We start from the raw sequence: 16,396 nt of genomic DNA on the forward strand, positions 1-16,396 counted from the left end.
GTGACTTATGAGTAAGAGATTATGGTATAAAGAAAAAGCAGAGGAATGGGTAGAAGCCCTTCCTCTTGGAAATGGATCATTAGGAGCAATGGTTTTAGGTGATGTATTTAAAGAGAGAATAGCCTTAAATGAAGATACTTTATGGACTGGTATTCCAAAAGATAAAACAAATTATGAAGCAAAAAAATATCTTGATAAAGCAAGAGAATTAATTGATAAAGAAGAATATTTTGAAGCACAAAAGCTAATGAATGAAAAAATGCTTTCTGGATATACAGAATCTTATGCACCACTTGGAGATTTATATTTAGATTTTTATTATGAAGATGAAAAATACTCTAATTACACTAGAGAATTAGATTTAGATAAAGCTTTGGTAACAGTTAAATATAATATAGGAAATACAGAATTTAAAAGAGAAGCCTTTGTTTCTGCAAAAGATAAGGTATTAGTAATAAAGATAACTTCAACTAAAGATCAAAGCCTTAATTTTGATATAAGATTAAATAGTTTATTAAAAAGTCAGAGTAATAAAGATGGAGATATTGGACTTGTTTTAAAAGGGATAGCACCAATTAAGATTTTGCCTAGTTACGTAAGTGATGAAACCATAATTTATGATGAAAATAATGAGCTAGGAACAAAATTCTGTACAAGGATAAGGATTAAAAATAAAGATGGAAAAGTAAATGTTAATGAAGATATATTAGAAGTTAGAAATTCAAGCGAAGCAATTTTAATATTATCAGCAAGTACTAACTTTGAAGAATTTAATATAAAGCAAGGTTCGGCAGGAAGAGATGAAAAGGCTTTAAGCGAAATTATCATAAATAATGCAGAAAAGTTATCCTATGATGAACTATTTAATAATCATTTTAAGGAATATAGCGAGTTATTTGATAGAGTGGAATTTCGTCTAGGAAAAGAAGTAAATAGAAATAATGAAAATGAAAATAAAAATGAAAAAGGACAAAGTAAAAGAAAAAATGAAAATACAAAAGGACAATGGCAAAATATATTAAAAGAAAGTAAGGACAGAGAAGTAGAAAATATAGAAGAACTACCTACTGATGAACGACTTAAAAGATTAAAAAATGGAGAGGAGGACTTAGGGTTAATAACTCTTTATTTTCATTATGGAAGATATCTTTTAATTAGTTCATCAAGAAGAGGCAGTGAGCCAGCAAACCTTCAAGGAATTTGGAATGAAGAAGTAAGACCACCTTGGAGTAGTAATTATACAATAAATATAAATACAGAAATGAATTATTGGCCAGCAGAAGTTTGTAATATTTCAGAGTGCCATGAGCCATTATTAAATATGATTAAAGATCTTAGTATATCAGGAGAAAAAACTGCAAGAGAGGAATTTAATTGTGAAGGGTGGACAGCAAATCATAACGTTGATATTTGGAGATATTCCAATACTGTTTTAGGAAGCTGTGAATGGGGATATTGGCCAATGGGAGGTCCATGGATTTGTCAGCATATTTTTGAACATTATGACTTTACTAGAGATAAGGAATTTTTAAAAGAATATTATCCTATTTTAAAAGGTTCAGCTAGCTTTTTATTAAGTTGGCTAAGAGAAGATAGTAAAGGAGTTTTAAATACATGTCCATCAACATCTCCTGAGAATAACTTTTTAGATAATGAAGGCAGAGCTTGTTGTTTAAGTAAATCATCAACTATGGATATTGCAATAACAAGAGATTTATTTAGAAACTGTATAGAAGCATCAAAAATATTAGAAGAAGATGAATACTTTAGGACTAAATATTCTACGTTAGATAAAGATTTCAAGAAAGATAGAGATTTTAATGCAGACAAAGAATGTAATAGAGATGTGTTTAATGAGGATAAGGAGTTTAGAGATAAGCTAATTACTTCGCTTGAAAAACTACCAAGTTATAAAATAAATAAACATGGTGGTATTCAAGAATGGTATAAAGACTTTGATGAAAAAGAACCGGGTCATAGGCATATTTCACACTTGTTCGGACTATATCCGGGTAAAGAAATTACAGAGTATAAAAATAAAGATTTAATTGAAGCATGCAAAAATACTCTATCAAGAAGATTATCACAAGGTGGTGGACATACAGGTTGGAGCTGTGCTTGGATAATTAATTTTTATGCAAGGCTAAAAGAACCAGAACTAGCAAATAAATATTTAAATATACTATTAAGCAAACTAACATACTCAAATTTATTTTGTGTACATCCACCATTTCAAATAGATGGAAATTTTGGCGGAACAGCAGGAATAGCAGAAATGCTTATTCAAAGCCACCAAGGATATATAGAAATACTTCCAGCTATACCTAAGTCATGGAAAAGTGGCGAAGTGAAGGGATTGAGAGCAAGAGGTGGGTATACTGTTGATATAAGCTGGAAAGATAATAAACTTATATATGTTAATATTATTTCTGATAATGATGGAATTTGTGAAGTTCATTATAGTAAGTATTTAAGTCAAGAAAATGAGATTGGAAATAAGAATAATGTTTGCAATTATAAAGACGTAATTACATTTGAAGCTAAGAAAGGTTCTACTTATACAATTGTAGGAATGTAAAATATTAAGCCCCAGGGGAAATGTCCCTGAGGCTTAGAAAGTTGGAAGTTAAATAAGTCTTAGTCTACCTGTCTTCCACCCCATTCTATAACTGTAAAACCTGTTCTTTCAAATTGTTTTAATTCTTGTTCTTTAATTTCTATAGGCTTTTTCAATGGTTTATAAATCATCATAACTCTTAAAATTGAATCTGGTTTTGGGGTTATTTCTAGTTTGGCATAATTATTATATTCTTCACCTGCAAAGGATATAAGATTATATTTATTTTCTTGAAGAATAGGAAGCCAATAAACTATAAATTCATTGTATTCTTTTGGTGTTAAACCTAGATACTCTAACTTTTCTTGTAAAAAGTCTTTTGTATCTTCAGCTTTTACAACAAATCCTTCAGAAATATTTAAGTCTACATTGGGATTTCCTTCCCAAAATAAATAAGAATAGTCCTTATTATCTTCTAAGTTAGTTAATGTTCCGTCGGGGTTAGCTTTAACACTCCATCCATCATTGTATGTAGGATAAGTAGAAGTAAGTTCCCCGTCATAGTCTAATTTAACATTAATAGTTTTTTCTTCAGCTGGATATAAGTAAATTACTGGTTTACCGTCAGCTCCATATTCAGAACATCCAAATAGAAATAGTGTAGAGCATGATAGTAAGGCAAGTGATAGAGTTGATTTAAAAGATCTCATAAAAACATCCCATTAATATAAATTTGATATGAAATAGATATAATTTGATAACGTAATAAGATATAATGATATTAGAAATATCATAAGTTATTTTGGATTTAAGGTTCTTAACATAATTATACAGGAAATAAGTGGGTAAAGTATATTTGTAATATATAAAATATACTTTTATGGTTCATAAATGGTTTAATATTTTCATCTTTAGTTCTTTTGAAAAATTCATTTAGGCAAATTATTAAATTTTAAGAGGTAAATGATATTCATATTAAAAGGTATGATATAATCAATGTAATAAAAACTATGATTAGAAATAAGAGGGGATTTATGAATATTAAATTTAAAAATAATATAGAAGATATAGAAAAATTATTAGAATATAATTATTTAAAATCTTTTTGGTGGAAAAAATATTATATGTTTTTAAGTGTAATTGCAATATTAACGCCAAGTATAGTTATTATATATACAATTAGAAGTGATCCGAAATTTTATCTAAATATTTTCATATTAAGCTTTTATGCATTAATTATAATAGCTTTAACTTTATTTATAATATATCTTTTTTTGAAAATTTTGCCTAAATTGATGATGAAAAGACTTAAAAATATTGCGCATAAGTATTATAAAAAAAAGCAACTATTTTCAGCTGAAAAAATAATTCTTTTGAAAGATGAATATATAGAGGTTAAATATAATGAAAAAAATTTAAATATTAACTTGGATAAAAATATTTTTGTAGATCAATTTAAGGGGTATATAATTATATCATCTGTTTTCATGAAGAATAAAATAAAAAAAGTATATCCGTTAGTAATTCCAATAACTATATTTGAAAGTGAGCAAGATAAGGAAATATTTATAACAAATATAGAAAATAAAAAATGAATTTAAAGTATCAGTAGGAGTAGAGAAGATAAATTTAAAACTTTTAGGTCTAAATATTAAGATTAATAGCAAAGAAAAACGACATCCATCCGCTCAAGATTAATGCCGTTCTTCTTGTAACAATTTACACTATCAATAGCCCAACTTAAAACGTTCTAGGGCGATCATCGTATTAGCCGTACGATGCTTTTCTTATTTATATTATATCATTTATTTTTATTTTATACACTATTTTATTTTTTAATAATAATAATAATTGGTAGTAATTTAATAAACAAATATAAGAAAAATCTTTAGAGACATCCTCTTTTTATATTATTAAAGAGATTTATATGAAAAAAGTTATTAACTAAACTAAAGGGATTAACTAAATTCCATTTTACGGGTATCTTAGTTATTACAACCTTAAGCCCATAAATTTCTATTAAGAAATTATTTATTTATAGTTTTTAATATAGCCACATCTTTAGCTTTTAATGTTAAATTATCTTTTACAGATGTATTATTTAATAGATTTATATATTCCTTATCATCTAAAGTTATATTAACTTCATCATTATTATGATTTAAAATAAATGTTAAGCTATAATCATCTTTGAATCTTCTAGTAATTTCAACTCCATCAACATTTGGAATATCTATTAATAAATTATTTTCCTTAGAAAGAGAATTTGCAAAGTCATTTAAGAAGTTTTGTTCAGGATTTGCTCCTATATAATAAGCCTTACCGTTGCCATAAGTGTTTACTGTAAACACAGGAGAATCTTTGTAGAAGTCTGATCCATAAACAGCAAGTGGAGTAGCCCCTTCTAAATTGATGATATCGCAAACCATATCGCATGTATAGCTATCTTTCATAGCATAATTTTCTACAGGATTTACTTTTGTTCCTTCATTAGAAATAGAGTTTATATTACTAGTTGTAGTTACTGTGTTATTAAATTTAGTAACTACAGTATTTGATGTAGTTACTATGTCATTAAACTCAGTACCTACATTGTTGGATTTATTATCTATTTTATTTGATGTAGTTACTGAAGCATTAGATGCAGTACCTACATTATTAGAATCATTATTTATTATATTTTCTGTAGTTACTACGTTATTAAATTCAGTAACCACATTTTCTATTTTTTCAGTATTTGTTGCATTGCTTAAATTATTTCTAAAGTTAATAGAATTGTTCATATCTGGTGGAAGGGCATCTATTTCTTCAACCCAAAGTCCTAGCATGTCTCTAAGCTCCGCTGGATAACCTCCAAGTTGAACTAGATCATTTTCATTTACATATCCACTAAAGTAAGTAGTTATGAAAGTTCCTCCATTTGAAACATAGTTTTTAATATTGTTAGCAACTCCATCATGAAGCATATAAAGTACTGGTCCTAATACTACTGAGTATTTAGAGAAATCTCCATTTGGTTCAACAAAATCTACAGCTACATTAAGGTTATGGAAAGCTTTATAATACTTTTCAATTTGCTCAACATATCTAAGTTGAATAGATGGACCACTTGAAAATTCTACTGCCCACCAGTTGTCCCAATCAAATATAATAGCAACTTTTGCATCATATTTTGAATCGATTATTGTATCTCCTAATGATTTAAGTTCTTCACCAAGCTTTGCACATTCTTTAAATGTTCTAGCGTTTTCATGTCCAGCATGTGGAATAACTGCAGCATGATATTTTTCACAAGCTCCAATGGATTGTCTCATCTGGAAGAACATAACTGTATCAGCTCCATGAGCAACTGCTTGATAACTTAATAGCCTCATAACCCCAGGTCTTTTTACACTATTATAAGGTTGCCAGTTTTGTTGATTTGGAGTTTGTTCCATTAGCATAAAGGGCTCCCCGTTTTTTAAGCCTCTCATTAAATCATGACGCATTGAAGTATCACTTGGGTGAGCATTTAAACCAGGATAGTTGTCCCAAGAAACTATATCCATATGCTTAGCCCATTTAAAGTAATCCAAAGGCTTAAATGTACCCATAAAATTAGTTGTAATTTTTATATCAGGAGTTATAGTTTTTAAAACATTATATTCACCTAAGTAACATTCAAGGATAGAGTCAGACATAAATCTATTATAATCTAAAGCAATTCCTTGAAAGTTAGTGCATTGCTTATCATAGCCATACCAAACTTCACTTAAGCCAGAAGGTGCAACTATTTCATCAAAGCTATAAAGGGTGTGGCCCCAAAAATTCATATTCCAAGCTTTATTAACATTTTCAATAGTTTTGTATTTATTTTTAACCCATTCCTTAAATTTATTTTCACAATGCTCACAATAGCAATAGTTATCATATTCATTTCCTATATGCCAAGCTATTATGTTTGAATAGTCCTTATATCTTTCAGCGAGTTTTGTAGCAAGCTTTACAGAGAACTCACGATATTTTTCACTATTTGGGCAAAAGTTAACTCTTCCTCCAAATTTTCTTTTCATGCCATTAAAGTCAGTAGGTAAAATTTCAGGATACTTTTTTGACATCCAATTAGGTTGAACAGCAGTAGAAGTAGCCATACAAACAAAGATATCGTTTTCCTTAAGTAGATCTAATATTTCATCTAACCATTCAAAATTATAAGTATCTTCATCAGGTTGTAATAATGCCCAGCTAAATACAGGTAAAGTTACAACGTTTATATTAGCATCTTTAAAAAACTTCATATCTTCAATTATTATTTCTTTTGGCCATTGATCAGGATTATAATCCCCACCATAAAGTATGAAAGGTGTTTTTGAACTAATCATTTCATTCCCTCCTATATATTTTTTAAATACTTATTACACTAGTACTGTAACTTATTTATATATAATTAACTAAAGTTTATAATAGAAAAAAAATTATTAATACGTTATGAATTATATTAAAATTACTAAAAAAATTAGTGGTTTTATTGGGATATCGTAAAGTGTGTATGTTTACATAAATAAAAAGATACATTAAAATAGTATTTATAATATAAATGTTTACATAAAGAAAACTCGTTATAAATTACGAATTAAATATAGTGATATGTATTAACTTTCCGATTTTTATATAATTTCGAAGACAATTCTAAATTTAAGATATCAAAGATGACTAAATTTTTATAATTCTCTGCGCTCAAACAATAAAAATTTTTAACGCCATATTAGATATCTTAAATAAGAATTGTAGTGTCTCATTATAATTAAATTTCCAATTTAATACATATAATTAATGAGGCTAATTCTTAATTTAACTGTGTAAAGTGGCAGAATATAAATCTGAGAAGATAAATTGACTGTGGAATAAGCATATAGCGAGAAATTAGAAGCACTTGACGTGGAAAAAGATACTAGGCATTAGTGTTGCTTAATTGTCTGAGCGCAGCGAGTTAAGCAAAACTCTTGGAATAGTAGTTTTCTGATTTTTAATAGGAAAATCTACTTAAGACAAGCTTCAGTAGATGAACTTTCATACTAAGCTCAGGTGTAACTGCGTTTAACTTCACTAAGTATTCAATGCCTGCACAGCTATCTAGCTTATGGAACATATCTAGTTATAGTAGCCTTTATATTCTCGATTTATAATAATTAAGGAGTAGTTATGGACAAACTGAAAAGAAGTTTAAATGTTTTTAAAGGTAGCTTAAATAGTCTAAGGAATATTTTGAATAATATGAAGGTTAGGACTAAGCTTTTAATTGTATATTTTATTATAGTTGTAGTTACTGTTGTAACAGTTGGGGTTTATTTTACTAAAAAGATGAGTAATGTGGTGGTTGAAAATTCACAAAAGGATGCAAGATATACATCAAAACAAATTAAACAACGATTAAATGAAACTTTAAGGTTTGCAACATCAACATCTGATATGATTTATCAAGATGAGAATCTTCATGATATAGTTAAAACTGAATACCAGGATTATGGGAGCAATGTAAAGGCTTATAATGAGTATCCGATTTTAAGTAATTATCTAAAATACTATAATGACTTGTCTACCATAAGATTATATGTAGAAAATCAATCAATATTAGATAACTCAATTATAGTTAAAGTAAATGATACAGTTAAAAATAGTGATTGGTATAATAAGGCAAGAGAAGATAAAGGGGTAATAACATGGCAGTATAATTTTGATAATATCACAAAGAAATATAGTTTATCATTAATTAGAGATATATCTTGTGATATACATGGGCATATTGGGGTATTAGTAATAAGCCTCCAAACTTCAAAGCTAAGGACAATAATTTCTCAGCAACCATATCCTACAAGTATTTTGATAGATGGAACAGTGGTAGCTTCAGATGAATATGAGGAAGGTAGTGAATTAGTTTTAATTCATAATAAGGATGAAGTAGATTATTATAATGATGTTAAAGAAGAAGTTAATTTAGGACAAAATTATGTTATTTCAGAAAAATACAAAATAGATAAGTCTTTTAATAATATATTTGAGGTAGCAGTTAGTGTTCCAGTTTATAAAATAATGGAACAATCGAGAGATGCAATTGATAAGAGTATAGCTATAATAAGTATAGCAGTAACAATATCATTAATTATTATATTATATTTTTCAAAGTTATTTTCGGATAGAGTAGGTCTTTTAAGTGTAGAAATATCTAAGGTGGTTGAAGGAAATTTCGAAATAAAAGAAAAAATTGAAGGTAATGATGAGATAAGTTATATATATCAACATTTTTATACTATGGTTGAGAGTATTAAAAATCTCATAGATGAAGTATATGTTAAGGAGCTTGAACAAAAAAGCTTAATTGTAAAGCAAAAGGATGCAGAATTTAAAATGCTTGCCAGCCAAATAAATCCACATTTTTTATATAATACTTTAGAAACTATAAGGATGAGGGCCTTTTGTAATGGCGACAGAGAGCTCGCTAATATAGTTAAAAAACTAGGGCAAATTATGAGAAGAAATTTAGAAGTTACTAATGAAGTCGTTACTTTAGAATCAGAACTTGATATTATAGAAAGTTATTTAGAAATACAGGGATTAAGATTTAAGGGAAAAGTTGAATATGAATTTAAGATTGAAGTAGATACAAGCGAATATGAGATTTTACCTTTATTATTACAGCCTATAGTAGAAAATGCTTTTGTTCACGGTTTAGAAAGTAGCACAAAAATGGGGAAAATAGAGGTTTCTATATATGATGAAGTAGGATATTTAATAGTAGAAGTTTCAGATAATGGAGTTGGAATAACTAATGAGAAATTAGATTATATAAATAGGAAACTAAGGAACTATAATAATGAAAATAAAAAGAGCATAGGAATTAGCAATGTTAATGAAAGAATAAAGATGTTTTATGGTGAAGAGTATGGATTATATATTTTAAGTACTTTAGAAGTAGGAACAAAAGTAATAATGCTATTACCAAGTAAAAAGTAAGTCTAATTTTATAAAAAGTTCATTTGACTAACATATATTTTAACTTTGAGATGACAGAAGTAATATACATTTTATGACTTAAATTTTTACTATAAAAGGAGGAAAATTTCAATGTTGAAAGTTTTAATAATTGATGATGAGCCTTATGTAAGAGAGGGATTGAAGCATATTATAAATTGGCGAGAAAATGGCTTTGAAATATGTGGTGAAGCTGCAGATGGAGATGAAGGATATTCTAAGGTTCTAGAACTAAAACCAGATATAATTTTGATTGATATACAAATGCCAGGAAAGCTTGGACTAGACATAATAAAAGGAGCTAAGGAAAGTGGGATTAAAGGTAAATTTATAGTTATTAGTGGGTATTCAAACTTTGAATATGCTCAGAAAGCAATTACATATGGAGTTAAGGAATATTTACTAAAGCCTATAGATGAAGATGAACTTTTAGAAATAGCATTAAAGTTGAGAAAAGAAATAGAAGAAGAGAAAAAAAGTAAAGAAAGATTAGAAAAAAATAAAATAGCCTTAAGACAATATGTACTAACACAATTAATTTTAAGAAAAGATGTAAATGAATATGAGGATATAAAAAATAGTTTAAATACTTCAAGCTTCCAAGTTGCACTTATAAGTAATTCTTCAAATCAGAATAATTTTGATAATATAGTTAAGATTGAGGAAATAATTTTAAATAGTATAAATGAAAAAGAAAATATAGATATTATTAAATTAGGTGATAGACTTGCTTTAGTAATAAGAAATATAAATGTAAATTATACTCATAAATTATTAACCAATGTAAAGTTGAGTTTAGATAAAAATTTAGTTGGAAATAATTTCATCGCATTAGGTGAAGATGTAAATGATATCGAAGATATTTATAGGTCTTATAGAAGTGCAAAGAATTTAACAAATAATAAATTTTTATTCAGCAATTCAGCTATAGCATCTAATTTACTAGTTGAAAAAGAAAATATAGATTTAAATTTAGATGAAAAGAAAATTCTTAATAAGATAATTACTTATACTGAAATTGGTCAGAAGGATAAACTTAATGAAAATTTAAATATATTAGAGAAGTTAATTAGAGCAAAAGGATTTAGAGAAGATGAAATTAAGGTTACAATAACGAGAACTCTTTTAGATTTTAAAGAAAAGATAAAACAGGATTATAAGCTTAAAGAGGAAAGTTTAAGAATTGAAGAAAAGATAATAGATAAAATTTATTTAGAAGAAAATTTAAAAGGAGTAATAGAAGTTTTATCTAAAGGATTATCTTCTATATCAAAGGAAATTAGTACGAGCTCTAATAATTCATCAATTAAGAGAGTAGTTAAATATGTGGAAAAAAACTATTATAAGGATTTGAAGCTTGAAAATTTAGCAGAGATATTTAATTACAATAGTGCTTACTTAGGGAAGATCTTTAAAAGTTATACAGGAGAATCTTTTAATACTTATTTAGATAAAATCAGGATTGAAGAGGGTAAAAAGTTATTAGTAGAAGAAAATCTTAAAGTTTATGAAGTATGCGAGCGTATTGGATATAAGAATATAGATTATTTTCATAGTAAATTTAAAAAGTATGTTGGTATAAGCCCACTAAATTATAAGAAACAGAAAGAAATGTAAAAATAGGAGATGGTTTAAATGAGCAATGACAATAATTTAAAAAGTAATAGTGTTTATTATTTAACTAAAAGATATATATATATATTTATGACAAATATATATTTCCTAATAGCAATATCTCCCTTTATAGCTTATTTCATATTTTCAGGTAGCAATCTTTCAATTTATATCCTATCATTTTTGGGAATATTAATTGGACCTGCGCTTTCCACAATGTTTTCAGTTTTAGGCAGGGTAATCAAGGGAAATGAAACAGATTCAAAAAAAGATTTTCTGTATTTCTATAAATTAAACTTCCTACAAGGTATTTTTGCTAGTACCATAATAAGTATTATACTTTTAATGAGTTATTTAGATATAGAACATTTCTTTAAAGCAGAAGTAAATATTCTTTCATATATATTTATAGGGATAGTTATCTTTACGCTTACAATAAGCTTATATGTATTTCCTATCATAGCAAGGATAAGTGCTAAAACAAAAGATGTATTTAGACTTGCTATTACATTGACCTTTAAGAAATTTTATATAACACTTACAATTCTTTCAATCACAATAATAGCATTCTTTATAATAAAATTTTTAAAAATATCTCTATTCGGAGTATTATTTGGACCAATTGCTTTAGCATATCTAATTTTAATTCTTGAAAAAAACGTACTAATAGATGCAGAAAATTATTTGAAGGAAAAATACAACAGTTAAATTGTTAATGATAATAGCTAAGATAAATAGAAATGTTCCATAAGCTAAATAGTTGTGCAAAGAAGTATTAGGCTTATTCTACATATTTTATTTATCGTAGTCTTTACAGTAAAAAAAAGTAAACTGCATTAAAAATATCTAGATTTAAATGTGTAATTATCCATGATAAATATATCAATTTTTATGGGTAAATTGCAAAGTAGATTATGATATTTTTAGTGCAGTTTATTTTTGCTTAATATTGACAAATCTTGTAAACATAAGGCTTTCACATGTGAGAATGTGTGGGATCAATAGGTGTTGATACTGGAGAAGAATACCTATTAAATTTTACTTTTTAATCCTCTAATTTTTATATGAAAACATATACATTTTTATAGGTATGAAGATACTATGGGAAATATTATTATATTATTAACAGTTGAAGTAAAGGTCTAAGAAAATGGAGGGATAGATAATGCAGCTTGTTAGAGATGTTGATGTAAAAACAAAGAACGAAACTAAGAAGAAAGAAAGAAAAATTACTTGGAAAAATATTAAAAAACAATGGGTCTTAATAGCGATGTCCTTTCCTTTTGTGGTTTGGGTAATTATATTTAAGTATTTACCTTTATTTGGATGGACAATGGCTTTTCAAAATTATAAACCGCAACTATCATTCTTTGAACAAGAATGGGTAGGATTTAAGCATTTTATAGATTTATTTAAAGAACCACTATTTTATGAATCTTTAAAAAATACTTTAGGAATGAGTATTTTAGGTTTAGTATTTGGAACAGCTTCAGCGATAATATTTGCACTTCTGTTAAATGAATTAAGATATACAAAATTTAAAAAGTTTGTTCAGACTATTTCATATCTACCTCACTTTATATCATGGGTTGTAGCAGCTACAATAGTTACTAATCTTTTAGCAAATGCAGGAATAGTAAATGAAATACTTTTAAAGTTAAATCTTATTTCAGAACCAATAAAGTTTCTATCTAGTACAAGCATGTTCTGGGGAATAGTTACAGCTTCAGATATTTGGAAGGAAATGGGGTGGAATGCAATTATATATCTTGCAGCAATGACAGCAATAGATCCTGAACTTTATGATGCAGCTAAAGTAGATGGAGCAGGAAGAATTAGAAGAATGTTTAGTATTACATTACCATTGATAAAAAGTACAATATTAGTTTTACTAATCATGAGTATAGGTAACATATTAAACATAGGATTCGAAAAGCAAATGTTATTAGGAAATAAAGTCGTAGAAACTAAGGCTTTAGTTATAGATAAATATGCTTTAGATTATGGTATTGGGATGTTTAGATATTCCTTTGGTACAGCAATCGGTATATTTAAGTCTGTAGTAGGAATTATATTAATATTCTTGGCAAATAAAGCATCTAAGAAATTTAATGATGGAGAAGGCGGCTTATTAAAATAATATAAAGCTATTGGAGGTATAAAAATGAAGCTTAAAAAGAAAAAAAATAAGATAGAAGTTTTCGATATAGTATTAGTAATAATTATGCTGTTTATAGTTGTCATTACTTTATATCCATTTTTAAATGTACTAGCTATATCATTAAATGATGCTTTAGATACAGTTAAAGGTGGACTTCACATTTGGCCAAGAGAATTTACGTTGCAAAACTATAAAGAAATATTTTCAGGAAGTAGTAAATTACCAAGAGCTTTTGTGAATTCAGTTTTAAGAACTGTTATAGGAACAGTTACAGGTGTATTAGCCACTACAATGTTAGCTTACACACTAAGCAGAAGAGATTTTATCTTCAATAAATTTGTTACAATATTATTTATAGTTACTATGTATGTAAGTGGTGGATTAATTCCAGAATACTTAGTAATTAGAGAATTAGGTTTAGTAAATAAATTTGCAGTTTATATTTTACCAGGACTTATTTCAGCATTTAATGTTATCGTTGTAAGAGCATTTATGGATGGGTTACCAGAGGCGTTGTATGAATCAGCAGCCATAGATGGTGCTAATGATTGGGCAGTATTTAGAAAAATAGTATTCCCATTATGTTTACCTGTTATAGCAACTGTAGCCTTATTTATAGCAGTTGGACAATGGAACAGTTGGTTTGACACATATATTTATGCAAGAACTAATGATAGCTTGACTACATTACAATATGAGCTTAAGAAGATTATGGATAATGCAGCTGCAACAATAGATATTCATAATCCCAATTTACAAAATACAGCAAGATCTAATCCAGAATCTATAAAAATGGCAATAACAATAGTTGCTACAGTACCGATATTAGTAGTCTATCCATTTGTACAAAAATACTTTGTTTCAGGAATGACATTAGGAGCAGTTAAGAGCTAGATGATTGTACGGTAAGTATTAAGCCAATCAATTAAGTTGTTAAACACAAGGTTTCTATGGGTTCATATTTAGAAAGCTTTGTTTATATAATTCCAAGTTTTGGAATCGAGAGAGGAAATAAAATTTAGGAGGGTAAATATGAAAAGGAAAAAAGTATTAACTTTACTTCTAGCAAGTGTAATGACTACATCAATTTTTGTTGGTTGTGGTAAGAAAGGAAATGACAGTACCAATAATGCATCAGAGGGGATGGACAAGTCACCAATTACCTTTACTATATTCTCAACAGATTTATCAGAAGACATACCTTTTACTGATGATGTTGCTAAGAAGATTACAGAGTTAACAGGCGTAACTTTAAAATTTGAACATCCAGTAGCAGGAGATAATCAGGCTGTTCCACTTATGATAGCAAGTGGAGAATATCCAGATATAATATTTGCTAAAGGAGATACTTCTAAGCTAGTAGATGCTGGAGCAGTTATTAAATTGGACGATTATATTGAAGAAAGTGGAGATAATTTAAAAACTTTATATGGAGATCAAATCAATAGATTAAAATATAGCAATCAAGATCCATCAATATATACAGTAGGTACTTATGGAGCTGTAAATAAAGTATTTGATCCATCAGGTACAATGCAACTTCAACATCAAGCCCTTAAAGCAGCTGGATATCCAGAAATAAAAACTATTTATGATTATGAAAAGGTTATAAAAGACTATATTGCTAAGAATCCTACAACTGAAGATGGACAAAAAAGAATAGGATTATCTTTAATGGCTAGTGACTGGAGATGGTTAATCACAGTAGGAAATATTGCATCTCTTGCATCTGGTATCCCAGATGACGGACAATTTGCAGTAAATGATGAAACTGGAGAAGTAACTTATAAATTCTTACTTCCAGAAGTTAAAGAATACTTCAAGTGGTTAAATCACATGAACGCTGAAGGATTATTAGATCCAGAATCTTTCACTCAAAAGGAAGATACTTATAAAGCTAAAATAGCAGCAGGAAGAGTTGTTGGATTATCAGATGCATTCTGGGATTATCAATCTGCAGCAGTTAGTTTAGTTGGAGAAGGAAAATATGATCAAACTTATGCGAAATTACCAGTAGTTGTTGATGCTAACAAACAAAAAGACCAATCATTGAAAGATTATGGATTTAGCGGTGGTTTTGGATATGCAATTTCTTCAAGTTGTAAAGATCCAAAGAGAGCATTTGAATTCTTAGATTGGATAGCATCAGATGAAGCTCAAGTTTTATTAAACTGGGGTATATAAGGAACTCATTATAAAATTAATGATGAAGGAAAGAGAGAAGTCTTACCTGAAATTCAAAAGTTAAAAAATACAGATCCAGATTATTCAAAGAAAACTGGAATTGGATTATATATATATCCATTCCCAGAAAGAGGAGTTGGAGCTTTAGATGCAAATGGAGATAGCTATTCAACTACTACTTTAGAAAGCGTTAAAGCAAATTATAATAGTGCAGAAAAAGAAACATTAAAAGCTTATGGTGTAGAAGCTTGGACAGATTTATTCCCATCAGACGAAGACCTTGGAATTTCTAAGCATGGACAAGTATGGCAATTAAATATTCCAAGTGATAGTGATATGGCTATAATCCAAAAGAAAGCTGATGATTATGTTCAACAATCAGCAACTCAAGCAATCCTTGGATCACCAGAAAACTTTGATAAGGCTTGGGATGAAATACAAAATACGTTAAATAGTTATGGAGTAGATAAGTTAAATCAAGGAGTAACTGATTTAGTTAAAGAAAGATTAGAATTATGGGGTAACTAGCTATATTTTATAAATATAGTGAAAGAATGAAAAAATAAAAAGTGAAGAAGTTGAGGATAAAAAATCCATTAAGGTATTTTTTTATAAGAAATGCTTAGTAAATTTAAATTAAGAGTTTTACAAAGCAAAACACCCTCAACTTTTTCACTTTTTGACGTTTCATCATTTCTTTCTTTAATTTTATATTAACAATTCAATATGTATAAATTATATACTCGCTTTTGGGGTTTACATTCTTTTTTGACTATTTTATTTTTTAAAATTACCCTTATCTATACAGTATCTATCTTAAAGTGAAATGAATATAATAGAGTATATTAAAATAAAGATGGAGATAAAGCTGA

The 16,396-nt window shown here is 27.8% G+C and carries 11 protein-coding genes; 9 read left to right on the forward strand and 2 right to left on the reverse strand.

The window, feature by feature from the left end:
- Positions 1 to 7: 7 nt before the first annotated feature.
- A complete protein-coding gene (locus tag NSA50_RS06185; protein ID WP_257443787.1) occupies positions 8 to 2,578 on the forward strand; it encodes a glycoside hydrolase family 95 protein in 2,571 nt (856 codons plus the stop codon).
- A gap of 59 nt (positions 2,579 to 2,637) precedes the next feature.
- On the opposite strand, the gene NSA50_RS06190 is transcribed toward NSA50_RS06185, so the two are convergent.
- Positions 2,638 to 3,267, reverse strand: coding sequence for a hypothetical protein (locus NSA50_RS06190; RefSeq protein WP_257443790.1), 630 nt, complete (start codon positions 3,265 to 3,267; stop codon positions 2,638 to 2,640).
- Between the two features lie 324 nt (positions 3,268 to 3,591).
- Here NSA50_RS06190 and NSA50_RS06195 point away from each other — a divergent pair, with 324 nt between their 5' ends.
- The gene (locus NSA50_RS06195) at positions 3,592 to 4,152 is read left to right on the forward strand and encodes a hypothetical protein (RefSeq protein WP_195265510.1); all 561 of its coding nucleotides are present in this window, start codon (positions 3,592 to 3,594) and stop codon (positions 4,150 to 4,152) included.
- Positions 4,153 to 4,584: 432 nt separating this feature from the next.
- On the opposite strand, the gene NSA50_RS06200 is transcribed toward NSA50_RS06195, so the two are convergent.
- A complete protein-coding gene (locus NSA50_RS06200; protein ID WP_257443792.1) occupies positions 4,585 to 6,918 on the reverse strand; it encodes a beta-galactosidase in 2,334 nt (777 codons plus the stop codon).
- Positions 6,919 to 7,738: 820 nt separating this feature from the next.
- Here NSA50_RS06200 and NSA50_RS06205 point away from each other — a divergent pair.
- The 7 genes from NSA50_RS06205 to NSA50_RS06235 all read left to right on the forward strand — a co-directional run bounded on the left by NSA50_RS06205 (position 7,739) and on the right by NSA50_RS06235 (position 16,052).
- Complete coding sequence (locus NSA50_RS06205) at positions 7,739 to 9,547, forward strand: cache domain-containing sensor histidine kinase (protein ID WP_257443793.1); 1,809 nt, start codon at positions 7,739 to 7,741, stop codon at positions 9,545 to 9,547.
- A gap of 111 nt (positions 9,548 to 9,658) precedes the next feature.
- Positions 9,659 to 11,182 carry a response regulator transcription factor gene (locus NSA50_RS06210; protein WP_257443794.1) on the forward strand — a complete coding sequence of 508 codons (1,524 nt, stop codon included), beginning with the start codon at positions 9,659 to 9,661 and terminating at the stop codon, positions 11,180 to 11,182.
- A gap of 87 nt (positions 11,183 to 11,269) precedes the next feature.
- Positions 11,270 to 11,887, forward strand: coding sequence for a DUF624 domain-containing protein (locus NSA50_RS06215; protein ID WP_257443795.1), 618 nt, complete (start codon positions 11,270 to 11,272; stop codon positions 11,885 to 11,887).
- Positions 11,888 to 12,344: 457 nt separating this feature from the next.
- A complete protein-coding gene (locus NSA50_RS06220) occupies positions 12,345 to 13,319 on the forward strand; it encodes an ABC transporter permease (RefSeq protein ID WP_257443796.1) in 975 nt (324 codons plus the stop codon).
- Positions 13,320 to 13,343: 24 nt separating this feature from the next.
- Positions 13,344 to 14,234, forward strand: coding sequence for a carbohydrate ABC transporter permease (locus NSA50_RS06225; RefSeq protein ID WP_257443797.1), 891 nt, complete (start codon positions 13,344 to 13,346; stop codon positions 14,232 to 14,234).
- 138 nt (positions 14,235 to 14,372) lie between these two features.
- Positions 14,373 to 15,524: an extracellular solute-binding protein gene (locus NSA50_RS06230; protein WP_257443798.1), complete on the forward strand. Its 1,152-nt coding sequence runs from the start codon at positions 14,373 to 14,375 to the stop codon at positions 15,522 to 15,524.
- Between the two features lie 336 nt (positions 15,525 to 15,860).
- Positions 15,861 to 16,052: a hypothetical protein gene (locus NSA50_RS06235; protein ID WP_257443800.1), complete on the forward strand. Its 192-nt coding sequence runs from the start codon at positions 15,861 to 15,863 to the stop codon at positions 16,050 to 16,052.
- Positions 16,053 to 16,396 lie beyond the last annotated feature (344 nt).

The sequence above is a fragment of the Clostridium mucosae genome (assembly GCF_024622765.1).
Taxonomy (GTDB): domain Bacteria; phylum Bacillota; class Clostridia; order Clostridiales; family Clostridiaceae; genus Clostridium.

Coding starts and splice junctions, on each gene's coding strand:
- NSA50_RS06185 (WP_257443787.1), top strand. CDS start 8: ATGAGTAAGAGATTATGGTATAAAGAAAAAGCAGAGGAATGGGTAGAA.
- NSA50_RS06190 (WP_257443790.1), bottom strand. CDS start 3,267: ATGAGATCTTTTAAATCAACTCTATCACTTGCCTTACTATCATGCTCT.
- NSA50_RS06195 (WP_195265510.1), top strand. CDS start 3,592: ATGAATATTAAATTTAAAAATAATATAGAAGATATAGAAAAATTATTA.
- NSA50_RS06200 (WP_257443792.1), bottom strand. CDS start 6,918: ATGATTAGTTCAAAAACACCTTTCATACTTTATGGTGGGGATTATAAT.
- NSA50_RS06205 (WP_257443793.1), top strand. CDS start 7,739: ATGGACAAACTGAAAAGAAGTTTAAATGTTTTTAAAGGTAGCTTAAAT.
- NSA50_RS06210 (WP_257443794.1), top strand. CDS start 9,659: ATGTTGAAAGTTTTAATAATTGATGATGAGCCTTATGTAAGAGAGGGA.
- NSA50_RS06215 (WP_257443795.1), top strand. CDS start 11,270: ATGACAAATATATATTTCCTAATAGCAATATCTCCCTTTATAGCTTAT.
- NSA50_RS06220 (WP_257443796.1), top strand. CDS start 12,345: ATGCAGCTTGTTAGAGATGTTGATGTAAAAACAAAGAACGAAACTAAG.
- NSA50_RS06225 (WP_257443797.1), top strand. CDS start 13,344: ATGAAGCTTAAAAAGAAAAAAAATAAGATAGAAGTTTTCGATATAGTA.
- NSA50_RS06230 (WP_257443798.1), top strand. CDS start 14,373: ATGAAAAGGAAAAAAGTATTAACTTTACTTCTAGCAAGTGTAATGACT.
- NSA50_RS06235 (WP_257443800.1), top strand. CDS start 15,861: ATGGCTATAATCCAAAAGAAAGCTGATGATTATGTTCAACAATCAGCA.